21 protein-coding genes are annotated in these 24,522 nt (G+C 71.3%); 7 read left to right on the forward strand and 14 right to left on the reverse strand.

The window, feature by feature from the left end:
- Positions 1-31 precede the first annotated feature (31 nt).
- The 3 genes from KYK13_RS33590 to KYK13_RS33600 all read right to left on the reverse strand — a co-directional run bounded on the left by KYK13_RS33590 (position 32) and on the right by KYK13_RS33600 (position 5,089).
- Positions 32-1,192, reverse strand: a complete 1,161-nt coding sequence (locus KYK13_RS33590) for a lanthionine synthetase C family protein (RefSeq protein ID WP_223638199.1) — start codon at positions 1,190-1,192, stop codon at positions 32-34.
- Entirely contained in the window at positions 1,171-2,658 is a 1,488-nt protein-coding gene (locus KYK13_RS33595) for a hypothetical protein (RefSeq protein WP_223638201.1), read from the reverse strand. The genes KYK13_RS33590 and KYK13_RS33595 overlap by 22 nt, the downstream gene beginning before the upstream one ends.
- A gap of 382 nt (positions 2,659-3,040) precedes the next feature.
- A complete protein-coding gene (locus KYK13_RS33600; RefSeq protein WP_223638203.1) occupies positions 3,041-5,089 on the reverse strand; it encodes a response regulator in 2,049 nt (682 codons plus the stop codon).
- Between the two features lie 175 nt (positions 5,090-5,264).
- On the opposite strand from KYK13_RS33600, the gene KYK13_RS33605 reads away from it, so the two are divergent.
- Positions 5,265-6,044, forward strand: a complete 780-nt coding sequence (locus KYK13_RS33605; RefSeq protein ID WP_223638205.1) for a DUF2270 domain-containing protein — start codon at positions 5,265-5,267, stop codon at positions 6,042-6,044.
- A 220-nt stretch (positions 6,045-6,264) separates the two neighbouring features.
- On the forward strand, positions 6,265-7,272 hold the full coding sequence (locus KYK13_RS33610) for an isocitrate dehydrogenase (NAD(+)) (RefSeq protein ID WP_223638207.1): 1,008 nt from the start codon (positions 6,265-6,267) through the stop codon (positions 7,270-7,272).
- Between the two features lie 60 nt (positions 7,273-7,332).
- On the opposite strand, the gene KYK13_RS33615 is transcribed toward KYK13_RS33610, so the two are convergent.
- From KYK13_RS33615 to KYK13_RS33625, 3 genes are read right to left on the reverse strand one after another with little or no spacing between them, the layout of a single operon-like run.
- On the reverse strand, positions 7,333-7,722 hold the full coding sequence (locus tag KYK13_RS33615) for a translation initiation factor (protein ID WP_223638209.1): 390 nt from the start codon (positions 7,720-7,722) through the stop codon (positions 7,333-7,335).
- 11 nt (positions 7,723-7,733) lie between these two features.
- Positions 7,734-9,140: a thioredoxin domain-containing protein gene (locus KYK13_RS33620; protein WP_223638211.1), complete on the reverse strand. Its 1,407-nt coding sequence runs from the start codon at positions 9,138-9,140 to the stop codon at positions 7,734-7,736.
- Positions 9,137-9,463, reverse strand: a complete 327-nt coding sequence (locus tag KYK13_RS33625; protein WP_223638212.1) for a cupin domain-containing protein — start codon at positions 9,461-9,463, stop codon at positions 9,137-9,139. Before KYK13_RS33625 ends, KYK13_RS33620 begins: the two co-directional genes overlap by 4 nt.
- A 38-nt stretch (positions 9,464-9,501) precedes the next feature.
- Here KYK13_RS33625 and KYK13_RS33630 point away from each other — a divergent pair, with 38 nt between their 5' ends.
- Positions 9,502-10,578: a folate-binding protein YgfZ gene (locus KYK13_RS33630; RefSeq protein ID WP_223638213.1), complete on the forward strand. Its 1,077-nt coding sequence runs from the start codon at positions 9,502-9,504 to the stop codon at positions 10,576-10,578.
- Here KYK13_RS33630 and KYK13_RS33635 read toward each other — a convergent pair.
- The 3 genes from KYK13_RS33635 to KYK13_RS33645 are packed head-to-tail and all read right to left on the reverse strand — an operon-like array spanning position 10,565 to position 12,344.
- Positions 10,565-11,389 carry a sigma-70 family RNA polymerase sigma factor gene (locus KYK13_RS33635; RefSeq protein ID WP_223638215.1) on the reverse strand — a complete coding sequence of 275 codons (825 nt, stop codon included), beginning with the start codon at positions 11,387-11,389 and terminating at the stop codon, positions 10,565-10,567. The two genes, KYK13_RS33630 and KYK13_RS33635, sit on opposite strands and share 14 nt — an antisense overlap.
- Before the next feature lie 28 nt (positions 11,390-11,417).
- Positions 11,418-11,888, reverse strand: coding sequence for a DUF6691 family protein (locus KYK13_RS33640; protein WP_223638217.1), 471 nt, complete (start codon positions 11,886-11,888; stop codon positions 11,418-11,420).
- 12 nt (positions 11,889-11,900) lie between these two features.
- Positions 11,901-12,344 carry a YeeE/YedE family protein gene (locus KYK13_RS33645; RefSeq protein WP_370645457.1) on the reverse strand — a complete coding sequence of 148 codons (444 nt, stop codon included), beginning with the start codon at positions 12,342-12,344 and terminating at the stop codon, positions 11,901-11,903.
- A gap of 81 nt (positions 12,345-12,425) precedes the next feature.
- Between KYK13_RS33645 and KYK13_RS33650 the strand changes: the two genes are divergently transcribed.
- Genes KYK13_RS33650 through KYK13_RS33660 form a run of 3 tightly spaced genes read left to right on the forward strand, consistent with a single transcriptional unit; the run spans position 12,426 to position 14,497 of the window.
- On the forward strand, positions 12,426-13,127 hold the full coding sequence (locus KYK13_RS33650) for an MBL fold metallo-hydrolase (RefSeq protein ID WP_223638222.1): 702 nt from the start codon (positions 12,426-12,428) through the stop codon (positions 13,125-13,127).
- Positions 13,128-13,158: 31 nt separating this feature from the next.
- Positions 13,159-13,479, forward strand: a complete 321-nt coding sequence (locus KYK13_RS33655) for a rhodanese-like domain-containing protein (protein WP_223638225.1) — start codon at positions 13,159-13,161, stop codon at positions 13,477-13,479.
- A 28-nt stretch (positions 13,480-13,507) separates the two neighbouring features.
- Positions 13,508-14,497: a sulfite exporter TauE/SafE family protein gene (locus tag KYK13_RS33660; RefSeq protein WP_223638228.1), complete on the forward strand. Its 990-nt coding sequence runs from the start codon at positions 13,508-13,510 to the stop codon at positions 14,495-14,497.
- 67 nt (positions 14,498-14,564) lie between these two features.
- Here the strand turns inward: KYK13_RS33660 and KYK13_RS33665 are convergent, their stop codons facing one another.
- The 4 genes from KYK13_RS33665 to KYK13_RS33680 all read right to left on the reverse strand — a co-directional run bounded on the left by KYK13_RS33665 (position 14,565) and on the right by KYK13_RS33680 (position 17,797).
- Positions 14,565-14,858, reverse strand: a complete 294-nt coding sequence (locus tag KYK13_RS33665; RefSeq protein WP_223638231.1) for a hypothetical protein — start codon at positions 14,856-14,858, stop codon at positions 14,565-14,567.
- A 100-nt stretch (positions 14,859-14,958) separates the two neighbouring features.
- Positions 14,959-16,122, reverse strand: a complete 1,164-nt coding sequence (gene hppD / locus KYK13_RS33670) for a 4-hydroxyphenylpyruvate dioxygenase (RefSeq protein WP_223638234.1) — start codon at positions 16,120-16,122, stop codon at positions 14,959-14,961.
- Positions 16,123-16,160: 38 nt separating this feature from the next.
- Complete coding sequence (gene maiA / locus KYK13_RS33675) at positions 16,161-16,820, reverse strand: maleylacetoacetate isomerase (protein ID WP_223638237.1); 660 nt, start codon at positions 16,818-16,820, stop codon at positions 16,161-16,163.
- On the reverse strand, positions 16,817-17,797 hold the full coding sequence (locus KYK13_RS33680; RefSeq protein ID WP_223638239.1) for a fumarylacetoacetate hydrolase family protein: 981 nt from the start codon (positions 17,795-17,797) through the stop codon (positions 16,817-16,819). Before KYK13_RS33680 ends, maiA begins: the two co-directional genes overlap by 4 nt.
- Before the next feature lie 444 nt (positions 17,798-18,241).
- On the opposite strand from KYK13_RS33680, the gene KYK13_RS33685 reads away from it, so the two are divergent.
- Complete coding sequence (locus tag KYK13_RS33685; RefSeq protein WP_223638241.1) at positions 18,242-23,203, forward strand: BREX system ATP-binding domain-containing protein; 4,962 nt, start codon at positions 18,242-18,244, stop codon at positions 23,201-23,203.
- Here KYK13_RS33685 and KYK13_RS33690 read toward each other — a convergent pair whose 3' ends face one another.
- Entirely contained in the window at positions 23,204-24,235 is a 1,032-nt protein-coding gene (locus KYK13_RS33690) for a class I SAM-dependent methyltransferase (RefSeq protein ID WP_223638242.1), read from the reverse strand. It abuts the gene before it with no gap.
- Positions 24,236-24,522 lie beyond the last annotated feature (287 nt).

Genomic DNA, 24,522 nt, shown 5'->3' on the forward strand with positions numbered 1-24,522 from the left:
GTCCACGCCCGGAGCGCCCAGCCCCGCGTCCTCACTTCGGCGGGGAGAGGTCGTGGAACCTCCGGGGCCCCTGCCCCACCAATCGATGCAGGAACAGCCCGATGCCCGCCCCGCCCATGCCGTAGTCGTGGCTGATGCGCAGCAGGTGCCGGCCCGGAAACGCCAGCCCTTCCGGCCGCTCGATGCGGAACAGCAACGTCTGCGTCGCCTTCCTGCGAGCCTGCTCCAGATAGCGGGGCTCCCCCGTCACCCGATACAGGTCGAGCAGCGTCTCACCCATGGAAGCCAGCCCCTCGAACAGGTGGGGCGCCGCGGCGAAGAACACATTGCAGCCCTTCGCCGCCCGGTGCGCGGCGTCCAGATAGCGCTCCTCCTGAAGCACCTCGAAGAAGCGGATCAGCGCGGAGGCAATGCCGCCTCCGCCCTGGAGCCAGTAGGGCCGGTGGCCTCCGTCATCCGTAGCCGTACCCCAGACCCAGGCGCCCTCCCGCTCCTTCGCGTGCGCCAGGTCGAAGTCCATCGCCCGCCGCGCCGCCTCCAGGTAGCGCGCCTCGTTCGTGACGCGCCAGAGCGACAACAGGAAGAAGCCCACGCCGCTCGCGCCGTATGCGAAGCCCAGCTTGATGGCGGGCTGGCCTGCCTCGCGCCAATAGAGCGCTCCCGCCGGAGAGCGCTCCGCGGACTTCAGCAGGTGCTCCGCCGCCAGACAGGCCCACCCCAGCGCCTTCTCCTCCCGCGTGCGCAGATGGAACGCCAGCGCGGTCAGGCCCCAGCCCGCGGCGCCGTTGAACAGGTCCGCCGCCGCGAAGGCCAACGGCGACGCGGGCACATGCTCCAGGAGCGCCCAGGCCCGCTCGGGCAGGCCCAGCTCCAGGAAGGTCCACGCGACGCCCGCCATGCCTGAATAGAGCCCCGGCGGATACACGTCCGCGGTCACGGGCTGCGCGAGCAGCCACTCGCGCACGGCCGTGGGCACCTCGCCCAGCGCATCGTGCAGGAACAGCGCCGTGCCGCAGGCGCCGTACGCCACGTTCAGCGGGTTCGTCTGGAACGCGTGCGGGTCGCACGGGAAGAGCCGGTCCGTCCGCTGCACGTCCATGGACGCCACCACGTGCCGCGCGAGCCCGCGCACGGTCTCCCGCAGCAGCCCGGCCTCCGGCACGAGCGGCGTCACAGGTTCGAGGGAGTCCATGCCTCCGCCTCCTGTCGCGCGGCGTCCACGCGTCCGTCCAGCAATGCCTGGATGATGCTCCGCACCTGCACGGGCAGGCCCGCGTCCACGAACGCGTCGAGCATCCGGAAGACCGGGTGCTTCGGATCCAGCTCCAGCAGGTTCTGCGTGGGGCAGACGAGGTTGTAGAGCAGCATGCCGCACGCGTAGAAATCGTCGAACGGCTCCAGCATGGGCACCTGTCTGCGCGCCGGCGCGCGGAAGCCCGGGTTGAACCACTGCACGGAGAACACCGACGGCTTGCCGTGTTCCTGCGCGGCCTCGAAGTCGATGAGCTTGAGCGCGCCCGTGGTCCGGTCCAGCAGGACGTTGCCCGGCGAGATGTCCCCCACCAGCAGGCCCCGCGCGTGGATGGACACCACCGCGTCCAGCAGGCGCAGCGCCACGTTCCGCCACGCCACGCAGCACCGGACGACGTGCCGGGGGTCGTCCATGCGGGTGAGCAGGATGAAGTCCTCGCTCACGCGGACGTGGGCCAGGGGCTCGCCCTCCTCGAAGGACGTGACGAGGAACGTGTGCTCCCACTCCTGGAACCGCTCGATGAGCAGGGGGACGCACGGCAGGCCCTGGAGGCGCTGGAGGTTGTCGTGCTCCCACTGGAGCGCGGTGACGGCGTCCACCGTCCGCCCCTCGCCCAGCCAGGTCTCCGTATGCGGCCGCGCCTCCTTGAGGCAGACGGTGCGCCCCGTGCGCTGATCAACCGCCTTGTAGATGCCGCCGGAGTTCGTGAACGCCAGCGCCTCCAGCACCTGGTAGCGCCCGTTCAGGAGCCCGGAGTCATCCCCTTCGGGTTCGGGTTCGTCCGGCAGCGGATCCTTCACCCACTCCGGAAGCTGGAAGTACGGCGTGCGGACGTCCAGGACGGCCGCCCCATCCGGCCGGTGGATGAGCAGCGACCGCGTCCCGTCCACCTTCAGCCGCGTCATCCGCACGAAGCCGCCGTAGCGGTAGTAGACCACCTTGCTGTCCCGGAACCGCTTGTCGGACAGGATGTACGGCCCCTCCAGCTCGCGCGTCGCCTGATGCAGCGCTTCGCCCAGCGACAGGAACGTGGCCTCGTCCGGGGGATAGAGCGTGACGAACTTCCCCGAGCCGCCCCGCGCGTACCGCTTCGAGTTCAGGAAGCGCAGCAGCACGGGGTCCGCGACGAACTTGAACGTCACGCCCGCGCGGAAGCACTCCCGCGCCACCCGGCGCAAGACCTCCGGCGCCTGCGCCGCGGTGGAGGAGACGTGGATCTTGAAGCCCTGCGGCTGGAGCGCCACGCGCTCCGGGTGGGCCTGGAACCAGACATCGAACCGGGAGAGCTTCCAGTCCTCCGGCAGGAGCGGCGCGAGCACGTCTGGATAGACGGAGCGGGCGGGAAGACGGCCCAGCGGCTCGAAGTAATCCGGGTCGATGAAGGTGAAGGAAGCGAACTCCTCCATGCGAGGCTCCAGGTCGTGACAGGTGGAGAACCGCGGCCACCCGCCCGGCGGAATCCAGGCGGGTGACCTGCTCCCTCCAGGGGAGCGTCACGACCTCTTCAGCGCGCGCAGGTGAGGCTGCACTGGAGGCTGCTCGTGCTGTCCCGCAGACACTCGTTCTCCTTCGCCGCGAGCTGCTGAAGCGCGAGGACCTTCTTCATGGCTGACTCCTGGTTGAGGGGGATGAGGGTTTGCTTCGCCTTGAAAAGGCAATGCAGACCCTAGGCCCTGAGAAACCGGGAATCAATCACACACACAGACAGTATCAGCCCCTACGGGATATCCACGACAGGAATTGAGAAACAGAACGGAAAAATGGAAACACGCCGGAGCGGCAGGCCTCTCAATGCGTCGCGTCGTGAGTTTCCACCGGTTCGGAGGAGGGCTCCTCCTCGCTCCGGTTCTGGGAGAGGAAGTCGTCCAGCGCGCCCACGTCGATGGGCTTGCGGAACACGGCGTCCACCTGCGCGAGGCTCGCGCGGTTCTGTCCCCGCACGTCCATGCCGGTGACGATGGCCAGCAGCGCCTGGGGCGTGTGCCGCCGCAGCTCGCGCGCCAGCTCCCAGCCCGTCATCTCCGGCATCACCGCGTCCAGCAGCGCGGCGTCGTACGGATTCCGCTCCCACATGTGCAGGGCCACCTCCGGGCTGTGCGCCACCTGCACGTCGTAGCCCTCCTCGCCCAGCACCTCGGCCATCATCCGCGCGTTGTCCAGGTCGTCGTCCACCACCAGCACGCGGCGCGCTCGCATGGGAATGTGCGGCGGAGGCCCTGGCATCCGCGAGGGCTGCGGCTCGGAGGGCAGGGGCATGCCCGCCGTGCCTTCGCCGAAGCGCGGCAGCCGCACGATGAAGCTCGCCCCCGAGCCGTCGCGCCGGTTCTCCACCGTCAGCTCTCCGCCCCAGCGCTGCACCTGCGTGCGCGCCACGGCCAGGAACAGCGAGAACTGCGGCGCGCCCGGATCCCTGCGCAGCGGGTCGAACAGGCCCACCAGTTCGTCCTGCGCGTAGGGACGCCCGCCGTCCTCCAGGCGCATCTCCAGCCAGTCCTCGCCCCTGGGACGGGTGCGGACCACCAGCGTGCCGCCGCCCTCCATCCGGTCGCGCGCGGACAGGAGCAGGTTGACGATGAGCTCGCGGAAGAAGCCCGCGTCCACCTTCACGCCCCACGGGAAGCCCAGGTCCAGCTCCGCGTGCACCGGGTGCTCGCGCTGCTCCAGCTCGCCCCGGGCCAGCTCCAGCGCCTCGCGCACCGTCTGGTCCACCGGCACGTTGGCCAGGCGCTCCTCGGTGCGCTGCACGCTGAACTCCTGCAGCCGCGCCACCAGCTCGCCAATCTGGCGCACCGTCTTGTCCAGCGCCTCCACGTGCTCGGGCTTGTATTCGCGCTGCAGGAGCGTGATGCGCAGCCGCAGCACGTTGAGGAAGTTGTTGAGCGCGTGCGCGGCGCCGCTCGCCAGCTGTCCCAGGGCCTGCTGGCGGGTGCGCCGCAACAGCTGTCCCTGGAGCCTGCGCACCTCGTCGTGCGCGTTCTCCAGGGCCTTGGTCTTCACGGCCGCCTCCGTGCGGTCGCTGAAGGTCTGGATGACGCCGGCCAGGACGTTGTCCTCCTCCCACACCGGCGTGGCGCTCATCTCCAGCGTGGCGTCCCCGCCGCCGGGGCGCTCCAGCTGCATCATCACGCCGCGCACCGGAGCCTTCTCGCGCAGCGCGCGCAGGAAGGGCATGTCCTGCACCTTGAAGGGCTCTCCCGTGGGATGCCGCGCGTTGACCTGCATGAGCACGGGCCCCAACGAGCTGGCGGCGCGCGCGCCCACCACCGCGCGCATGGGCACGCCCATCAGGCGGCTCACCGGCGGCGAGGCGAAGGACACCATCCCGTCCGTCTCCGCCAGGAGGATGCCCACCTCCACGTGGTTGAGCACCGACTCCATCACCGCCGCCTCGCGGAAGCGCACCTCCTCCGTCTTGAGCACGCGCGCGTAGGAGGCCTGCGCGGACGCGTCCGCTTCCCAGACGAGCTCCGACACCAGCTCCGCCACGTCCGCGTCGATGGCGCCCCCGTTGCGGCGCGCGTAGACGTAGAGCAGCACCTCCTGGAGCGACTTGAACTCGCGGGTCAGGTCCTCCGGTTCGAAGTTCTGGTCGTACCGGAAGGCCCCGTGGGAGCGCACCACCTCCGGCCACAGCCGCACGGCGTCCTCGCCCCGGTCCTCGAGCAGCCGGGCAAGCTCATCCAGCAGATGGCGCAGCGGCGCGCGCAGGTCCCGGCCGGGGACCTCCACGTCGTACGTCTCCGCGCGCAGGCGCTTGGACCACAGGCGCGTGATGCGCTCGCCCTCGTCCGAGAGCAGCCCCGACAGCGCGGTGATGGCGTCATGAGAGGAAGGCACGCTCAAGGGCGCACGATGCGCACGCTCCCGCCTCCGGGCCACCCGCCCCACGTCTCCTCCCGGCGCGGCAATGTCAGACACTCCACAGGGGGTGCGCCCGTCACGGGTCACGAGCGCCTGTCCGCCCGGACGCCCTGGCCATCGCGAGCGGCCGTCCCCACCTTTGCTGTCACGGATGAGCGTCAAGGAGCACAGGAAGAACGACCTGGAGCAGCCCGAGGTCTCCCAGCAGGCCATGGCGCAGCTCTACCGTGGCGAGCTGAGCCGCTCGGACACGTGGCGGACGCGGCTGGACACCACCACGAACTGGGCGCTCACCACGACGGCGGCGGTCATCTCCTTTGGCTTCGCGTCACCGGAAGGCTCGCACGTCACGTTCCTGGTGGGCATCTGGATGGTGGTGTCCTTCCTGCTCATCGAGGCGCGGCGCTACCGCTACTACGACCTGTGGAACCGCCGCGTGCGTCTCTTGGAGGATGGCTGGTGGGCGCCCATGCTGCGGCGCGAGCCGGTGGATCCGGACGCGCTGCGCGAGCTGGCGGTGGAGATGTCCCGGCCGCAAATCCAGCTGTCGCTGGTGTCCGCCATCGCGACGCGGCTCAACCGCGCCTATGGACCCATCCTCATCGTCTTGCTGGTGACCTGGTTCTTCAAGGTCTACAGCCACCCGAGACCGCCGCGAGACTTCTCGGACTTCGTGGACCGGGCGCACGTGGCCTGGATACCGGGGCCGGTGGTGATGTTCGCGCTGCTGTTCCTCACCGTGGGGGCGGCGTATCTCTTCACCGCGTCCTTCTTCATCCGGGCGCCGCTGGGCGAGCTGCGCACCCGGCCGCGAGGGCGCCGGGCCGCGCTCTGGGAATCCTTCTACCGGCCCTACGCCATCCAGCGCCGCAAGCGCCCGCGACCCACGACGGGCGGGCGCCCCAGCGCGCCGCACCCGTTCGACCACTGAGCCGGCCCCCGGGCCGCCGCCGCGAGCGCCTGGAGCAACGACAGACGCCGCGAGCCCGCGGCGGATACATGTTTGACACACACACGCGGGGTCCCCCACGGCCCCCCTGCCGGGCGGCCAGACGGTCCACCACCCCGGCTGATGGGGGCCATGCCCCGGGGTGAATCCCGGCCGCTTTCGCCCTTCCGGCCCTCCCGGATTTGTGGTGTGAACCGCCCCCATGGCGAACACGCGCACTGTGACGGTCATCAATGGCGATGGCATCGGCCCCGAGGTTACGGCGGCCACCATCCGCGTCCTCGAAGCCCTCAAGGTCCCCCTGGAGTTCGAGTTCAAGGACGCGGGCACGGAGGTCGTGGCCAAGTTCAACACCAACCTCCCGGACGAGACGGTGGAGGCGGTGCTGCGCAGCGGCGTGGCGCTCAAGGGCCCCACGGGCACCGTGGTGGGCCGCGGCCTGCCGTCCGCGAACGTGGGCCTGCGCAAGCGGCTGGACCTGTACTCGTCCCTGCGCCCGGTGAAGAGCGTCCCCAACGTCAAGACGCGCTACGAGAACGTCGACCTGGTCGTCGTCCGTGAGAACACCGAGGACCTCTACGCGGGCCTGGAGCACATCGTGGTGCCGGGCGTCGTGGAGGCCATCAAGGTCATCACGGAGAAGGCCTCCACGCGCATCGCGCGCTTCGCCTTCGAGTACGCCAAGAAGAACGGCCGCAAGAAGGTGTCCGCCATCCACAAGGCGAACATCATGAAGCTGTCGGACGGCCTCTTCCTGGACTGCTGCCGCAAGGTGAGCCGCGAGTACCCGGAGATCACCTTCGATGACGTCATCATCGACAACCTCTGCATGCAGCTGGTGAAGGACCCGACCCGCTTCGACGTGATGGTGCTGGAGAACCTCTACGGCGACATCGTCAGCGACCTGTGCGCGGGCCTGGTGGGCGGCCTGGGCATGGTGCCGGGCGCCAACATCGGCGAGCGCACCGCCGTCTTCGAGGCCGTGCACGGCACCGCCCCGGACATCGCGGGCAAGGGCATCGCGAACCCCACCGCCCTGATGATGTCCGCGGTGATGATGCTGGAGTGGCTGGACCTGAAGGAGGCGGCCCAGCGCATGGGCAACGCCATCCAGAAGGTCTACGGCGGCGAGTCCAAGGTCCGCACCGGCGACCTGGGCGGCAGCGCCACCACCGCCGAGTTCACCAACGCCATCATCGCCGCGCTGTAGTCCCACGCGCCGCGCGTCAGAGGGGGAGCGGGCCTCGCGCCCTGCTCCCCTTCTCTTTTTTCAGCCGACGACGACCTTGCGCACGCCCCGCGCCTCCAGCAGCGCGGGAAGCCGCTCACGCTGGTCGCCCTGCAACACCAGCGCGTCGTCCTCCACCACGCCGCCGCAGCCCAGGCCGCCCTTGAGCGCCTTGAGCCAGGTGTCCAGCTGCGCGGCGGGCAGCCCCAGCTGCTCCACCACCGTCACCTCCTTGCCGCCCCGGCCCTTGCGCTCCATGCGCACCACGGCGCGCGCGGGCCCCTTGGCCTCCGGCTTCCGCGCCGACTGCTCCTGGGGCGCGGGCGGAGGCGGCCCCGCGGGCAGCGCGTCCCGCTGCGCGGACAGGGCGGCGAAGGGGTTGTTGAAGGGCCCCGGCGGCGGGGCCTCGTCCTTCTTGTCGCGCTTGCCCATGAGGTGTCCCCTTACGGGTGGGCGTGGCCCTCGTGCCCCCCGGCGGCGCCGCGCGAGCGCGCGGGCGGCAGGGCGCTGAAGGCGGGGGCGTCCGGATTGCCGCTCGCCAGCACCAGCGAGTAGATGAGCGCCGCGGACGGGGGGACCTCGCGGCCGTTCACCAGCACCAGCGGCGTGCCCTGGATGTTGTAGCGCATGGCGTACTCCACATCCTGGCGCAGCTTCCCGATGGTCTCCGGCGCCGTCATGCACGCCTCCAACTGGGGGCGCGCCACGGAGCCGGAGCTGGCGAGCTCCATCACCTTGTCGGTGTCCAGGAAGGCCTGCGCGGCGAAGAGCTTCTCGCGCAGCTCCCAGAAGTCCTTCGCGCCCTCCAGGCACACGGTGGCCCGGGCCGCGGCGCAGCGCACGCTGAGGGCGTCCGGCCCGCCGCGGTTGGGGATGGCCGGGTTGCACTGGCCATCCAGCGGGAACTGCCGCGCCTCCACGGACAGCATGCCTTGGGGGGCGTACTGCTTGATGTAGGCCAGCTCCTCCACCAGCGCCTTGCAGTGGGGGCACTTGCTGTCGGTCCACTCCAGCACCTTCACCGGCGCGTCCGCGGGGCCGTAGAGCGCGCGCGGCGGATAGGCGGCGAGCTTCGGCGTGGCGGCCCGGTACATGGCCAGCGCGTCCGCCAGGAACTGGCGCTGGTCCTGCGGCAGGCTGGCGATGAACGCGTCCAGCGTGGCCGGCGGCGCGGGCTGCGCCGGCGCGGGGGTGTTGGGGGTGTCCATCGCCTTCGCCCGGGCGGCGGCCCCCTGGATGAGGACGTCACCGGGCTTCGACGCGTGCGGCGTGGCCCGGCCGGGCATCTGCATGGCCACGAAGGCGACGGCGGAGATGCCCACGGTCCACTTCAGGGTGTCGCCCCACTCGCCCGCCTGGGGCAGGAAGGGCCCGGGCAGGCCGCGCCAGGCCACGCCCGTGAAGGCGAGCACCAGCGCGTAGGTGCCCATGCAGGTGGGGCACACCACGCCCAGCCGGGCGCTGACCGTGGCGAAGACGATGATGGAGACGACGCCCGCGATGGCCAAGAGCCGCAGGCCGTTGCCGGCCGGGCGCACGGAGCGGCCCGCCTTCGCCCAGGCGAGATACAGCGCGGCGAGCCCCACGGCGGCGAGCCCCCACACCAGGCCCAGGCCCGCGATGGGGATGCCCAGCGTGTCGTGCACGGCGCTGGCGAAGTCCGAGTTCCAGACGGTGGCGCAGTTGACGGTCTCGCTGATGCTGCACGCGGTGGTGCCGCCGGCGCGCACCGTGAGCAGCTCCAGCCATTGGTAGACGGCGAGCCCGCTGGTGACGAGCCCCAGCACCAGCAGCGCGAGTGCGCCGCGGGTGGGGACGGGGGCGGCCGGGGTCGGGGCCTTCTTGCTCATGCGTGCTCCGGAGGCGGGGTCATGAAGACGAGGAGGCGGGCGTTGTCCGGGCCGTCGTTGACGACGCCGTGCTCGATGCCCGCGGGGGCGAAGAGGGTGGAACCGGGGCCATGCGCCGCTTCCTCGTCGCCGATGCGGAAGCAGCAGCTTCCCTCCAGCACGAGGTACACCTTGTCGGACGTGGCGTGCCGGTGGGGCTTCTGCGCCTGGCCCGGGGCCAGGCAGTAGACGTCGAGGAAGAAGCGACCGGACTGGAAGACGGGGTGCTTCTGGAGCTTCTCCGTTGAGAAGCCCTGGAAGGCCGCAAGCTGCTTCACATCCATCGTGGCATCCGCTCCTGCGCCTCTATATAGCGACGGGCATGGAACCGCTGACGCTGCATTTTGTTCACGAGCGGGTGGGTGCCCGCTTCATTCCGGTGGGTGGCCGCGAAGTGGTGGCCGGGTATGGAGACGTGGGCGCGGAGTATGGCGCGGCCCGCGACGCCGTGGCACTGCACGATGCGTCCTACCGCGAAATCCTCCGGATAACGGGGGAGGATCGCGCCTCCTTCCTCCACGGCATGGTGACCCAGGAGGTGAAGAACCTCCCGGTGGGCTCGGCCGCCTACGCCGCCTTCATCACGGTGAAGGGCGCCATGGTGGGAGATGCGCGCATCCTCAAGCGGGAGGATGACCTGCTCCTGGACCTGGAGCCCGGCCTGGGCGCCAAGGTGCGGGAGTTCCTGGACAAATACCTCATCTCCGAGGACGCGGAGCTGCACGACGGCACCCCGGACCAGGGCTGGCTGAAGCTGCTCGGCCCCCGGACGGCCCAGGCGCTGGCCGCCGCCCTGGGCGGCCCCTTCGAGCCGCTGGCGCCCCTGGCCAGCCGCAAGGCCACCCTCGCCGGGCAGGAGGTGTGGCTGTTGGGGACCGCGCTGCCGGGCGGGCTGTCCGGCGTGGACGTGCTGGTGCCGCGCGCGGGGCTGGAGGCGGTGTGGGCGGCGCTGGTCGCGGCCGGCGGGGCGCACGGGCTGAAGCCGCTGGGGTTCGAGGCGCTGGAGCGGGTGCGGGTGGAGGCGGGGGTGCCGCGCTACGGGCAGGACATGGTGGACACCACCATCCCGCTGGAGGCGAACCTCACGAACGCCATCTCCTACAACAAGGGTTGCTACATCGGGCAGGAGGTCATCGCCCGGGCCACCTTCCGCGGGCACATGAACCGGAAGCTGGCGGGGCTCCTGCTGGGTGAGAAGGACGTGGCGCCCGGCACGGAGCTGCGCAAGGGGGAGAAGAAGGTGGGCTGGGTGACCAGCGTGGTGACGTCCCCGGTGAAGGGCCAGCGGGTGGCCCTGGGCTACGTGCACCGCGACTCGCTGGAGCCGGGCACGGAGCTGACCCTGGGCGACGGCATGGGCTCGGTCACGGTGGCCGCCCTGCCCTTCACGGCCTCGTAACGGCTGACGGCAGCGCGCGTGACAGCGCCTGGCGCACCGCCGCGCGCACGGGGGCGGGAACCTTGTCCCCCGGGATGCGCCGGCACAGGGACACCGTGCGCTTGAGCGAGTCGCACGCGTCGGTACAGCGAGGGCAGCGCGACAGGTGGTCCTCCAGACGCACGCAGGTGGCCTGGTCCACCTCCTGCGCGGCGAACCCGGAGAGCTCCTGTGCCAGCTCCGGGCAGCCGGAGGGCTGCCCCCGGGCGCCCTCTCCCATCAGCGTGGAGAGGTGTTCGCGCAGCTGGAGCCGCGCGCGGTGCAGCCGGCTCTTGAGCGCCCGCACCTCGATGCCCACCACCTTCGCCGCCTCCTCCGCGGGGAGGCCCTCCACGTCCCGGAGGATGAGCACCTCCCGGTGGGCCTCCGGCAGCGCGAGGATGGCCGCCTGCAACACCTCTCCCATCCGCCGCGCGTGGGAGGCCATGTCCGGGGTGGCCTCCTCCGCGGCGACGTGGGTGGCCGCGGGAGCGTCGAGGGGCTGGAACTCCTCGGGCGCTCCGACGCGCCTGCGGCGCAGGCGGAAGCAGTGCGTGCGGGCCACCTGATACAGCCACGTGGACAGCGCCGCGTCGCCCCGGAACGCGTGGAGGCCCTGGAAGGCCGCGAGCAGCGTCTCCTGGAGCACCTCCTTGGCGTCCTCCTCCGAGCCGCACATGCGCAGGCCAAAGCGGTACACCTGCTTCTCGTGGCGGGCGAGGACTTCATCCAGCGCCTTGTCGTCGCCAGCGCGCGCGGCCTCCATCAGCTGCTCATCGGTTCGCGTCGACATCACCTGATCTCCTCCTGCACGGGCCCCGTCACATCCGGGACGAGGCCTGCCCGGTCGTCAGGATGCCTCCCGGGCCATCCTCCTTGCGCGGCGCTCGCAGCACCCGGGCAAGGTACATGCCGGCGAACATCGCTGGCACGAAGACGAGCAACCGTGTCGCGCCGGTGGCGAGCGACGTGAGCGCGGGGCCGGGGCAGTAGCCGCCGAGCCCCCAGCCCACGCCGAAGAGCGCCGCGCCCACGAGGAGCTGTCGGTCCACCCTCCTGGCGGCGAGGGCGGGGAACTTCGCGGCGAGGAGCGGCCGCTCGCGCTGGTGGATGAGGGGCCGCAGCGCCGCGTGCACGGCGATGGCGCCGCCCATCACGAACGCGAGCCGGTAATCCCAGTCACCGGCGAGGTCGAGGAAGCCGAGGACGTTGGCCGGGTCCGTCATGCCGCCGAGGCCCAGGCCGAGGGCGAAGAGCAGGCCGCTGAGAAACGCACTGAGGTTCGAGCGCATGGGGGGCTTTCCCTAGAGGACGTGGCGGGCCAGGAAGACGGTGAGGACGCCGGTGGCCATGAAGGTGAGCGTGGCCGCGATGGAGCGGGCCGAGCCCCGGCTGATGCCACAGACGCCATGCCCGCTGGTGCAGCCATTGCCCAGCCGCGAGCCGAGCCCCACCAGCAGTCCGGCCCCCACCAGCAGCAAGGCGCCGCCCGCCCGCAAGGGCTCGGGAGCGGGGAAGGAGCCAGGGCGCAGCCACGCCAGCAGCAGGCCGCCGGTGAGCAGTCCTGCGAAAAAGAGCACGCGCCAGGAGATGTCGCCGCGCACGGGCGCCAGCAGCGAGCCCACGATGCCGCTGATGCCGGCCACCCGGCCATTGGCCAAGAGGAGCAAGGAGGCGCTCAGGCCGATGAGCGCCCCACCCAGGAGGGGAGGGAGGAAGGAGGAGATCATGTCTTGTGAGAGCCAGATTGGAGGATGGGGGATTCCGCCAGGGGAAGGTCTTGAATCCTTTTGCGCCGCCCCCGGCTCTCACGGACAGGAGGCACCGACATGATTTTCCGCCAGCTTTTCGACCTAGAGTCCTCGACCTATACCTATCTCCTCGGCGACGAGGCCACGCGACAGGCCGTCCTCATCGACCCCGTGCTGGAGCAGGCCGACCGGGACCTGCGACTGGTGGGCGAGCTGGGCCTCACCCTCACCCACGTCTTCGATACCCACGTGCACGCGGACCACGTCACCGCGTCCGGCGTGCTGCGCGAGCGCACGCAGGCCACGGTGGTGGGGGGCGTGGGAGGTGCCGCTTGCGCCGACGTCCAGGTGCGCCACGGGGACGAGGTCCGCGTCGGGCAGCTCGTCTTCCAGGTGCTCGCCACCCCGGGCCATACGGATGACAGCGTCAGCTACCTCCTGGCCGACCGCGTCTTCACCGGCGACGCGCTGCTCGTGCGAGGCAACGGCCGCACCGACTTCCAGAACGGGAACGCGAGCCAGCTCTACGACAGCCTCACCCGCGTCCTCTTCCGCCTGCCAGACGAGACGCGCGTCTACCCCGCGCACGACTACCACGGTCACATGGTGACGAGCATCGGCGAGGAGAAGCGGCACAACCCGCGCGTCGCGGGAAAGAGCCGGGAGGAGTTCGTCGCCATCATGGAGAACCTCCACCTGCCCAGGCCCAAGGAGATCGACCTTGCAGTCCCAGCCAACCGCGCCTGTGGGCACACGGCGCCTTCACCGCAGGGGGCTTGAGTCCCCTGCCCTCTCCCAACGGGAGCAAGCCATGACACCCCACCCCTATCAGGACGTCACGCCCTCACAGCTCGACACGCTCGGCCCCGAGGTGCGGCGCATCGACGTGCGCGAGCCGGACGAGTTCACAGGTCCCCTGGGCCACCTTCCCGGAGCGGAGCTCGTCCCGCTGGGCACGCTGGAGGCGGCGGCCGCTTCGTGGCCGCGGGAACGGCCGCTGCTGCTCATCTGCCGCTCGGGTGGCCGCTCCGCGAAGGCGGCGCAGGCGCTCGCCCGCGGCGGCTTCCAACGCCTCTACAACCTGGCGGGCGGGATGCTCGCCGTGCGCGAGCCAGGCGCACCCCAGGGATGAAGCGCGCACCGCGCCGGAAACGGACACCATGCCCATCCTCGGCTTCTCGCTCGCGGCGTTGATTGGCCTGTCGCTCGGCCTGCTCGGCGGCGGCGGTTCCATCATCACCGTGCCCATCTTCGTGTACGTCCTGGGCTTCGGGGCCAAGGAGTCCATCGCCATGGGGCTGGCCGTAGTGGGCGTCACCAGCCTCTTCGGCGCGGCGAGCCACTGGCGCAGGGGCAACGTCCAGCTCCGAGCGGCCCTGGTCTTCGGCGCGGTGGCCATGGCGGGCACCTACGCGGGAGCACGCCTCGCCGTCTTCGTCTCTGGCGCCTTGCAGCTGCTGCTCTTCGCCACGGTGATGCTCGTGGCCGCCCTCTTCATGTTCCGCAACGGCCGCAAGGAGGCCGCCCTCGCCGCGCGCAAGGAGTCCGCGCGCGCGCCCGAGCCCCACAAGGCGTCCTTCCCCATCATGGCCCTGGCGGCCCTCGGCGTGGGCGGGCTCACGGGGCTCGTCGGGGTGGGCGGCGGCTTCCTCATCGTCCCGGCGCTGGTGCTCCTGGCGGGCCTGCCGATGAAGCAGGCCGTGGGCACGAGCCTGCTCGTCATCGCCCTCAACTCCTTCGTGGGCTTCGCCGGCTACCTCGGCCACGTCGAGGTGCCCTGGCTCTACCTCGGCATCTTCACGGCCATCGCCGTGGCGGGCATTCTCCTCGGAACCTGGGCGTCCCACCACGTCTCGCAGGCGGTCCTCAAGCGGGCCTTCTCCGTCTTCCTCGTCGTGATGGGGGCCTTCATCATGTTCAAGAACCGGGAGGCGTTGGCACGGGGTGGCGGTGAGCCCGCGCCCACCCCGGCCTCCGCGACACCCGAATCACGCCGTCGCCACGCCGAGCCCAGGTCCACATCGGGAACGACAATGACTCCGCGCCCCTGGATGGCGAAGGTGTCCTCGACCACCAGCAGGCGTCGTGCGCCAGGGACAGGAGCGACCGGGTCCGGGCTCGCGCTCCCAGCCGCCCTGTCAGGGGACTGACAAAGCCTGACGGCCCTCGAACACCCGGCAGACCCACTCGTCCCAGTCCCGGGCTGCGCTGGAGAGGTCATGGGGGATTCGCGTCGCAGTACATGTACTTCGTCCCGGTGGAGCAGCCCATGACGGCGCACTGAGGATCCTTCTTCGCCTCCTGGTCCTTCTTGATGAGGGCCTGGAGGTCATCCCCGTCCGCGCAGGACAGACACTGCACCTGTGGCTCCACTCCACCGCAGCAGCCGCAACCACAGGCGACATACGTGGCGCTGCAATCGCGCGGCGCCTTCGTTCGAGCATCGACCCCGGCGGCCTGACAGCCCCACCCCAGCGCGCCCGCCACGAACAGCCCCATGAGCATTCGCATGGCGTGAAGATAGGCCACTCCCGGAATGAAGAAACCCCACCGCCCGCCTCCCGGAAAAGGGGAGCGAGGGGTGGGGTCTTCCACCACGAACGCGTGAAACCTAGACGCGCCCTTCGGCCTTCTGCGCGCGCTCGATGCTCTCGAACAGGGCGCGGAAGTTGCCGCCGCCGAAGCCCTGGTCGCCCTTGCGCTGGATGATCTCGTAGAAGAACGGGCCCGCGTCCGCCTGCTTGTAGAGGCTCGCCGCGTCCTTCATGAAGATCTGGAGCATGTAGCTGCGCTCCTTGTCACCGTCGATGAGCACCTCCAGGTCGCGCAGGACGTTGATGTCCTCGTCGATCTTCTTGATGCCCATGCGCTGGATGCGCTCCGGCAGCGCGTCGTAGTACGAGCCCGGCGTGGGCATGAACTGGATGCCCGCGTTCTGCCGCATGTCCTTCACGGAGGTCAGGATGTCCTTCACCGTGATGGCCAGGTGCTGCACGCCGTCACCGCGGTGGTCCTCGTTGAAGATGTTGATCTGGCTGGCCTTGAAGAACGGGAACTTGGGCTCGTTGTTCGCGAACTTCACGCCGCTCTTCGGATCCCACATCACCTCGGACTTCAGGCCGCTGCCGTGGTCTCGCTTCTGCTGCGACGCCACGTCCTCCGTGTGGAACTCGATGTGCCAGAACTTCTCGAAGCCCATCACGTGCTCCATCCACAGGAGCATGGGCTTCATCGTCTGGAAGTTCGACGTGACGTGGTCCAGCTTGTCGAAGCCGTACTTGTTCTTGCCGCCCTTGGGCTGCGCGTGCACCTGGAAGCCCGGGTAGATGGACTTGTAGTTGTTGCGCTGCAGGAAGCGGAACGTGGTGTCACCGAACGGCGTGGTGATGGAGAAGAACGCCAGCTTGCCGCCCGCGTCGTCCGTGAAGCGCTGGATGTCCGTGATGAACGTGGCGCCCCGCTGCTCCAGCAGCTTGAACGTCTTCTCCACGTCCTCCACCTCGAAGTTCAGCGTGCCCACGCCGTCCGGGTGCTTGCGCAGATAGCGCCACGCCCGGCCGCCCTCGCCCACGGGCTGGCTCACCACCAGGGCAATCTCGCCCGCCTGGAACAGCGCCGACTTCTGCTTGCCGTGCGCCTCCAGCTCCGGCCCGGACACCGCCACCTCCGCGAAGTCCAACCCCTTCGTGTAGAACTGGCGGCTGCGCTCCAGGTCATGCACGTACCAGTGGATGCTCTCCAGGGCCTTGATGCCCAGCGATTCCTGCTTGGCCATGTCGCTGACTCCTCGTGAATGAAGAAGATGGTTCGTGACTACGCCGGCTGCGCGTCGGGCTGCCGGTCCGGCTGCGCCGCCTGGAAGGCGGGGAGTTCGTTGCACGCCGCCTCGATGCGCAGCAGCGTGGGATAGGGCTTCACGTCTACACCGAACCGACGCGCTCCGTAGAGCTGCGGAATGAGCAGGACGTCCGCGAACGACACTGCGTCTCCTACACAATAACGCCCCGCCGTCGCCTGCACCGCCGCCTCCAGCGCCGTCAGCCCGTGCACGTTCCAGTGCGCCGCCCAGGCCTTCTCGTCCGCCTTCAGCTCGTTCTTGATGCGCAGCGTCACCGACGTGTTCTGCAGGGGCTGCATCCCGGAGTTCACCATCTGCGCCAGCATGCGGGCCCTGGCGCGGAGGTACGCGTCGGTGGGCAGGAGGGCGGGCGAGGGCACGCGCTCCTCCAGGTATTCCAGGATGGCCATGGACTCGGACAGCGAGCGCGCCTGCCCGTCTGCCTCCGTCCACTCCAGCGTGGGCACGCGGGCCATGGGGTTCACCGCGCGGTAGTCCGCGGAGAACTGCTGGCCGCCGTCCTTGAGCAGGTGCACCGCCAGGTACTCGTAGGGGAGCCCCTTCCAGTTCAGCGCGATGCGCGCGCGCCAGGACGCGGAGGAGCGCCAGTAGCTGTAGAGCCGCAGGTGCTTCATGGCGCCTTCACCACCGTCTGGGAGATGCGGCCGAAGAGGCTGTGCCCCTCGCCGTCCAGCATCTCGATTTCGATGGTGTCCCCGTGCTTCATGAAGGGCGTCTTCGGCTTCCCCTCGTCGATGGTTTCAATCATCCGGCGCTCGGCGAGGCACGAGATGCCGCGCGAGCGGTCCTCGTTGGACACCGTGCCGCTGCCCAGGATGGTGCCCGCGGTGAAGGTGCGCGTGCGCGTCAGGTGCTGGATGAGGTCGCGGAAGGAGAAGTGCATCTCCGGGCCCGCGTCCGTGTCCCCCACCAGCTGGCCGTTGAGCGTGCTGCGCATGCGCAGGTGCACGCGGCCGTCCCTCCACGCGGGGCCCAGCTCGTCCGGCGTCAGCGCGAAGGGACCGAACGCGGTGGCGGGCTTGCTCTGGAAGAAGCCGAAGCCCTTGGCCAGCTCCTCCGGGATGAGGTTTCGCAGGGACACGTCGTTGGCGATCATCACCAGCTTGATGTGCTTCTCCGCGTCCTCGGCCCGCGTGCCCATGGGCGTGTCGCCCAGCACGACGCAGACCTCGCTCTCGAAGTCCAGGCCCCACGCCTCGTCGCGCAGGGGGATGTCCTGCGTGGGCGCGAGGAAGTCGCCGGAGCCGCCCTGGTACACCAGCGGATCCGTGCGCAGCGTGGCGGGCGGCTCCGCGTTGCGCGCCTTGCGCACCAGCACCACGTGGTTGATGTACGCGCTGCCGTCCACCCACTCGTAGGCGCGCGGCAGGGGCGCGTGCAGCGCCTTCACGTCCAGCGGGCGGCTCTGCACCGCGCCGGCTTCCAGTTGCTGCGCCAGCGCGCGCAGCTGCGGCTCCTTCTGGCCCCAGTCATCCAGGGCCGCTTGCAGCGTGAGGGCCACGTTGGTGGCCAGCGCGTAGGCGGAGTTGTCCCGCTTGACGACGATGAGCCGACCGTCCCGGGTTCCGTCCCTGAGCGTCGCGAGCTTCAATTCCGCGCTCCCTCGGCGGCCTGCGGGGAAGGAAGGGGGAGGCCGCCTGACCCGACCGGCTTTTCCGCCGGGCCACCAGGCGAGTCAAGCACACGCGTTGAACGCGGCGCGGCATCCTTCCTTCCTCCAGCAACGCTGCTGGCCGCATGCATTCGCGTGGCTGTCGGATGCAGGACGAAGCGCGGCCTGTTTCACGCACCAGGCGTCGTGGAAAACCGCCAGGCGGCACGGTGGGCCGCCTGCTCCACGAACGGGCAGGGTGCACCGGGAGGCGGGGCCGGGAAGCAGGCGCGTGCCGACTGTTCAAGCCCCGGGCAGCGCGCGCACGGCGTGGGCTGCTCCCCCCTGGTAGGGACCCGGGCGGCAACCCAGCTTGAGGAAGAGGGACGTCCGGCCGACCGCGCCGCCGGAGCGGCAGGGTCGGGGGGCTCGCGAGGGCACTGAATGGCGCAAGGCTTCCAACAGGCCGGCGACCCCCCCAGGGAGCCACACCCGGGCCAGCGGCTGGGCAACCGCTACGAGCTGCGCCAGCGGCTCAAGGCCGGCCGGGGCATCTCCACCTGGCAGGGGTTGGATCTGCTCACGCGTGAGCGCGTGCTCGTGAAGGTGACGCCGCTGGCCTCGTTCGTCCCCACGGCCCGCCACCGGCTGGAGCACGAGGCGGAGGTGCTGTCGCGGCTGCATGGCCCCGCGCTCGTGCCCGTGCGCGCCCTGGGCACCTCCGCCGACCTGCTCTACCTCGTCACGCCGTGGGTGGATGGAGAGACACTGGAAGCGCGCCTGCTGCGCGGCCCCCTGTCCCTGCCGGAGGCCATCGTGCTGGGGCAGCGGCTGCTCCAGGCGCTCGCGGAGGCGCACCGCGAGGGCGTCCTGCACCGCGACGTGAAGCCCTCCAACATCCTGGTGCGCGACCCGCCGATGTCCGCCGCGTGGCTCACCGACTTCGGCCTGTCGCGCAGCGAGCGGTTGGATCCGTCCCTGCGCGACCTGCCCGTGGGCACCGCGCGCTACCTGGCGCCGGAGCAGGCGGGGCTCATCAACCAGCCGGTGGAGGCGCCGTCGGACCTGTACGCCGTGGGGCTGGTGCTCTTCGAAGCGCTGTCGGGCCGCCCCGCGCTGGAGGGCGCGACCGTGGGCGAGGTGCTGCGGCTGCACCTCGACTCACGCCCGCGCTTGAGGGCGGTGGGCGTGGAGGTGCCGCTGGCGATGGAGGAGCTCATCGCCCGCCTGAGCCAGACCGACCCGCGCGACCGCTACCAGTCCGCGGACGCCGCGCTCGCGGACCTGGACGCGCTGGAGGCCGCGCTGTCCCGCGGTGAGGCGGAGCCCGCGCTCGTCACCGGCGCGCACGACCACCGGCAGAGCCTCACCGAGCCGTCCTTCGTGGGCCGCCGCGAGGAGCTGGCGACGCTGGAGCGCGAGCTGGAGCGCGTGCGCGAGGACGGCTCGCGCGCCGTGGTGGTGGAGGGCGAGTCCGGCGCGGGCAAGAGCCGGCTCTTGGAGGAGCTCTCCGCGCGGGCCGCGGGCCAGCGCGCGTGGGTGCTGCATGGGCAGGCGCAGGACCAGGCCGCGCAGCGCCCCTTCCAGCTCTTCGCGGGAGTGGCGGAGGGCATCGCCGCCGCCGCGCGCGCGAAGCCCGCGCTGGGTGCGCTGCTGCGCGAGCGGCTCGCGGGCCAGGAGGCCGGCCTGTGCACGGTGCTGCCCACGCTCACGGAGGTGTTCTTCCCCGGCGCGCGGGCGCCGCAATCCCAGGGGCTGGGGCCGGAGTCCCTGAGCGAGGGCCGCAGCGTCTGGAACCTCACCGCGCTCCTGAACGCGCTGGGCACGCCGGACGCGCCCGCGGTGGTGGTGCTGGAGGACTGCCAGTGGGCGGACACGCTCACGCTGCGCGCGCTGGAGGCGTGGTCGCAGGGCCGCCACGCCGGGGACGGGAGGCTGCTCCTCATCGTGTCCTTCCGCAGCGAGGACATCCACGCGGCCCACGTGCTGCGGCGGCTCGCTCCGGGCGCGCACCTGAAGCTGTCCGCCTTCGGCGCGGCGGAGGTGGCGCTGCTGGCGGAGTCCATGGCCGGCGTGCTGCCGCCGGAGGCCGTGGAGCAGGTGACGCGGCTGGCGGAGGGCAACCCGTTCATGGCCTCCGCGGTGCTGCACGGGCTGGTGGAGGATGGCGTCCTCATGCCCGGCCCGGACGGCTGGCGCGTGCAGCCGGAGGCGATGGCGCACGCGCGCTCGTCGCGGCAGGCGGCCACCTTCCTGGTGCGGCGCCTGCGCCTCTTGCCGCCGGAGTCCCTGCACGTGCTCAGCGTGGGCGCCGTGCTGGGCAAGTCCTTCGACGCGAAGGTGGTGGCGGCCCTGTCCGGCACGCCGCTGGAGGCCGTCACCACCGCGCTGGAGCCGCCGCGCCGCCGGCACATGCTGTGGACGGAAGGGACGCGCTCCACCTTCGTGCACGACAAGCTGCGCGAGGTGCTGCTGGACCTGATGTCCCCGGAGGAGCGCCGGGAGCTGCACCGGCTGGCCGCCAGGGCCGCGCAGCAGTCCGCGCCCACCGACCCCTTCGAGCTGGCCTACCACTTCGACGCGGCGGGCGAGAGCGCCCAGGCCCTGCCCTACGCGCTGGTGGCCGCGGAGCAGGCGCGCCAGCGCTTCTCGCTGGACTCCGCGGAGGTGAACTACCGCATCGCCGAGCGCGGCGCGGCGGGCGCGGACGCCCACACCCGCTATCGCATCGCGTCCGGGCTGGGCACCGCGCTGATGATGCGCGGCCGCTACGACGAGGCGCAGCGGCAGCTGGAGGCCGCGCAGGCCCTGGCGCGAGACAGGCTGGAGCAGGGCCGCACGCTGGGCCACCTGGGCGAGCTCGCCTTCAAGCGCGGCCAGACGGTGCAGGCCAACGCCTACCTGGAGCAGGGCCTGAAGCTGCTGGGCCGCTGGGTGCCGCCCGGCACGCTGGCCACCGGCGCCAGCGCCGCGTGGGAGATCCTCACGCAGGCCGCGCACACCGTGGCGCCGCGCCTGTGGCTGGGCCGCAAGCCCCTGGCGCGAGGCGAGGAGGACCTGCTCGCAGTCAACCTCTACAGCCGGCTCGCGTACGGCTACTGGTACCAGCGGGGCCGCGCCGCGGTGCTGTGGGCGCACCTGCGCGACATGAACCTGGCGGAGCGCTACCCGCCCACGCCGGAGCTGGCGCAGGCGTACTCCGCGCACTCGCCCGCGCTCACCACCCTGCCCTGGTTCCAGCGCGCGTATGCCTACGCGGAGAAGTCCCTGGCCCTGCGCCAGCAGCTGGGCGACGTGTGGGGCCAGGGCCAGTCGCTGCACTTCTACGGCCTGGCCCTCTACGCCTCGTCGCGCTTCAAGGACTGCATCGAGAAGTGCCGCGAGGCGGTGCGCCTGCTGGAGCGCACCGGCGACCCGTGGGAGGTGAACAACGCCACCTTCCAGATCGCCATGTCGCTCTACCGGCTGGGCCGCCTGGAGGAGGCCGCGGCGGTGAGCCAGAAGCTGCACGCGGCGGCGCTCGCGCTGGGGGACCGGTACTCGCTGCGCCTGGGCCTGGAGGCGTGGGCCAAGTCCACCGGGGGCCGCATCCCCGCGGCGCTCCTGGAGACGGAGCTGGCGGCGCCCACCGCCACCGACCCGCAGTCCTTCGCGGGCGTGCTCCAGGCGGAGGGCCTGCGCCTGCTTCGCGAGAATGAACCGGCGCGCGCCGCGGAGGTGCTGGAGCGCGCCGAGCGCGTGGTGGAGGACGCGAACCTGCGCCAGGAATACGTGGCCCCCATCACCCCGTGGCTCGCCACCGCGCGCAGGCGCCTGGCCCAGCAGACCAGCCCGCTCGACCCCAGGCAGCGCGACCGGCGGCTGAAGGAGGCGGACGCCGTGGCGAAGCGCGCCCACGACATCGCGCGCACCTACCGCAACAACCTGCCCCACGCCCTGCGCGAGCGCGGCCTGATGTGCGCGCTGCGCGGCCGGCCCGCGCGGGCCCGCAAGCACCTGGATGAGTCCCTGCGCGTGGCCCTCCAGCTGGAGATGCGCCAGGAGCGCGCGCTGACGCTCCAGGCGCGCGGCGAGGTGGGCCGGGTGCAGGGCTGGCCCGGAGCCGCGCGCGACCTGGAGACCGCCGCGCGCGAGCTGGAGGCCATGGAGGGCGGCCTGCACGCGGAGGCGGAGCAGGTCCCCGCCGGCGTGGAGACGCTCTCGCTGGTGGACCGCTTCCCGCGCGTGCTGGAGGTGGGGCGGAGGCTCGCCTCCGCCCTGTCGCGCGAGGCCGTCTTCGAAACGGCGCGCCAGTCCATGCAGGAGCTGCTGCGCGCGGAGCGCTGCGCCGTGGTGGACCCGCGCGCGGTGGTGCCCGAGGAGGACGCGAGGAGCCAGGGCCTCAGCCGCACCGCGCTCGCACGCGCGCTGGAGACGGGCCGCATCACCGTGCTGGGCCAGGGGCTGCCCGGCGGCATCAGTGAGAGCATGGAGCTGCTCGGGGTGCGCTCCCTGCTGTGCGCGCCGCTCCAGGTGCGCGGCAACACGGTGGCCTGCGTGGTGGCCAGCCACCGCAAGGTGGGCGCGCTGTTCGGCGAGGACGAGGAGCGCCTGGCGTCCTTCGTGGCGGTGCTCGCGGGCGCGGCGCTGGAGAACGCGGAGAACTTCGAGCGCGTCAACGCCCTCTCCGAGGAGCAGGGCCGCCTCTATCGCGAGGAGCAGGAGGCGGTGCGCCGCCGCGACGACTTCCTCTCCATCGCCGCGCACGAACTGAAGACGCCGCTCACGTCGCTGCAGCTGCACATCCAGGGGCTCCAGGCCAAGGCGAAGGGCGCCCCCCTGCCGCCGGAGAAGCTGACCGCGAAGCTGGAGTCCGCCTACGCGCAGACGCAGCGGCTGGGGAAGCTGGTCAACGACCTGCTGGACATCTCCCGCATCGCGCAGGGCCAGCTGCACATCAAGCGCGAGGACGTGGACCTGGTGGCGCTGGTGCGCGGCCAGCTGGAGCGCCACCGCGAGGCCCTGGCCCGCGCGGAGTGCGAGGTGCGCCTTGAGGCCAGCAAGCCCCGGCTGGTGGGCCACTGGGACGCGCTCCGGCTGGAGCAGGTGGTGGGCAACCTTTTGACCAACGCCATGAAGTACGGCGCGGGCAAGCCGGTGGAGGTGACGCTGGACGGCGACGCGACGCGCGTGCGGCTGGAGGTGCGCGACCACGGCATCGGCATCGCGGAGGAGGACCGGGCGCGCATCTTCGAGCGCTTCGAGCGCGCCGTCTCCGTGCGCCACTACGGCGGCTTCGGGCTGGGCCTGTGGATCGTCCGCGAAATCGTCCAGGCGCTGGGCGGCAACATCGACGTCGCCAGCGCCCCGGAGCAGGGCTCCACCTTCACCGTCGCCCTGCCCCGCTCCGGCGCTCCCATGCACTGACTACCGGCGCGTGACCTCCAGGTAGATGACGTTGTCCTGCGAGTCGCGGAACAGCCGCACGCGGTCCACCTGCTCCAGCGGCGTCTCCGCCAGGAGGCGGCGCATGCCGTCCTCGTCCCGGTAGGTGAGCCACCAGTCCATGAAGGCCTCCATGTAGCCCGTCTCCGGCGGATGCACCGCGAAGTTGGCCACCAGCAGGCGCCCCCCCGGACGCAGCATGTGGAAGAGCAGCGCGGTCAGCCGGGCGGCCACGGAGTCCGTCAGGTAGTCGTACAGCCCGGCGGAGTACGCGAAGTCCAGGTCGCGGAACGCCACCTTGCCCCCGAGCAGCGAGCGGACCGAGCCGCACACCGTCCGCACGACGCCCTCCGGGTGCAGGCGCGAAATCTCCGCCAGGCTCACCGGGTCCTGGTCGAACGCGATGAGTTCCTGGAGCCGGCGCTCCACCACCGCGCGCGACGACTCGGCCTCCCGCAGGTGCCCGCACGCCACCGACAGCACGCGCCCGTCGGGCCGCCGCTCGGCCGTCTCGTCCATCTTCCGCGCCAGCAGCTCCCGGCGCTCGCGCACGCTGCGCGCGGAGGGCTGCCCATGCATGTAGCGGTAGATTTCGCGCCCCGCGTGCAGCTCGTCCGCAGCGTGGTCCATGTAGAGGTAGTCGATGAGGGCCGCGTCGCCCGCGTAGCCGCGCGGCCGCTCGAAGGCGTGCCGGGTGAAGGGACACTGGTGCAGGAAGGGGCGCAGGGGGTGCTTGCGCGCCAGCTCCAGGCAGAAGCGCTTCCACACCTCCGGGCTCCAGCGCCGCCGCCGCTGGATGAGCCCCCCGTGCAGCGCCGTCATGCCGGCGTGCAGCACCTCATCCGGCCCCTCCTGCATCCGGGCGTGCAGGGCGTCCAGCCACTCCCGGGCCTCCAGGAACGCCTCCTCCGAGGGGACCGCATCCTCCCCGGGCGGATTCACCAGGACGAGGCGGTTGGCTTCGGACGCGACCGGAGAAGCCGCGCCATGGACCGACAGGATGGGCTGGCGCATACGCATCATCCTGACAACCTGGGAGCGGAGGGCATCCACTTCCCGCGCCCGCGCCCTTCGCCAGCTCCCGCTCCAGCCAGCCGGCCGGGCCGCCGCGCACCGCCTGGCCCATACCGGCCGCACGTGGCGTGACGCAGTGGGTCCCCGTTGCCCGCCTGTCACGGTTCTACCCGCAAGGTCCGACAACCCCTCCCCCGGGCGGAAAGGATTGCGGGGGTGCGGTATCCGGCGACAGCAAGCGCGGTTAGGATGGCGCGCCTCGCCAGGAAGAGAGCCGCAAGCCGCGC

Origin of the sequence: Corallococcus sp. EGB (assembly GCF_019968905.1) — a bacterium.
Taxonomy (GTDB): domain Bacteria; phylum Myxococcota; class Myxococcia; order Myxococcales; family Myxococcaceae; genus Corallococcus.

Coding starts and splice junctions, on each gene's coding strand:
- KYK13_RS33640 (WP_223638217.1), bottom strand. CDS start 11,888: ATGCGCTCGAACCTCAGTGCGTTTCTCAGCGGCCTGCTCTTCGCCCTC.
- KYK13_RS33590 (WP_223638199.1), bottom strand. CDS start 1,192: ATGGACTCCCTCGAACCTGTGACGCCGCTCGTGCCGGAGGCCGGGCTG.
- hppD (WP_223638234.1), bottom strand. CDS start 16,122: ATGGCCAAGCAGGAATCGCTGGGCATCAAGGCCCTGGAGAGCATCCAC.
- KYK13_RS33655 (WP_223638225.1), top strand. CDS start 13,159: ATGACACCCCACCCCTATCAGGACGTCACGCCCTCACAGCTCGACACG.
- KYK13_RS33685 (WP_223638241.1), top strand. CDS start 18,242: ATGGCGCAAGGCTTCCAACAGGCCGGCGACCCCCCCAGGGAGCCACAC.
- KYK13_RS33690 (WP_223638242.1), bottom strand. CDS start 24,235: ATGCGCCAGCCCATCCTGTCGGTCCATGGCGCGGCTTCTCCGGTCGCG.
- KYK13_RS33615 (WP_223638209.1), bottom strand. CDS start 7,722: ATGGGCAAGCGCGACAAGAAGGACGAGGCCCCGCCGCCGGGGCCCTTC.
- KYK13_RS33625 (WP_223638212.1), bottom strand. CDS start 9,463: ATGGATGTGAAGCAGCTTGCGGCCTTCCAGGGCTTCTCAACGGAGAAG.
- KYK13_RS33610 (WP_223638207.1), top strand. CDS start 6,265: ATGGCGAACACGCGCACTGTGACGGTCATCAATGGCGATGGCATCGGC.
- KYK13_RS33605 (WP_223638205.1), top strand. CDS start 5,265: ATGAGCGTCAAGGAGCACAGGAAGAACGACCTGGAGCAGCCCGAGGTC.
- KYK13_RS33620 (WP_223638211.1), bottom strand. CDS start 9,140: ATGAGCAAGAAGGCCCCGACCCCGGCCGCCCCCGTCCCCACCCGCGGC.
- KYK13_RS33630 (WP_223638213.1), top strand. CDS start 9,502: ATGGAACCGCTGACGCTGCATTTTGTTCACGAGCGGGTGGGTGCCCGC.
- KYK13_RS33665 (WP_223638231.1), bottom strand. CDS start 14,858: ATGCGAATGCTCATGGGGCTGTTCGTGGCGGGCGCGCTGGGGTGGGGC.
- KYK13_RS33650 (WP_223638222.1), top strand. CDS start 12,426: ATGATTTTCCGCCAGCTTTTCGACCTAGAGTCCTCGACCTATACCTAT.
- KYK13_RS33660 (WP_223638228.1), top strand. CDS start 13,508: ATGCCCATCCTCGGCTTCTCGCTCGCGGCGTTGATTGGCCTGTCGCTC.
- maiA (WP_223638237.1), bottom strand. CDS start 16,820: ATGAAGCACCTGCGGCTCTACAGCTACTGGCGCTCCTCCGCGTCCTGG.
- KYK13_RS33595 (WP_223638201.1), bottom strand. CDS start 2,658: ATGGAGGAGTTCGCTTCCTTCACCTTCATCGACCCGGATTACTTCGAG.
- KYK13_RS33635 (WP_223638215.1), bottom strand. CDS start 11,389: ATGTCGACGCGAACCGATGAGCAGCTGATGGAGGCCGCGCGCGCTGGC.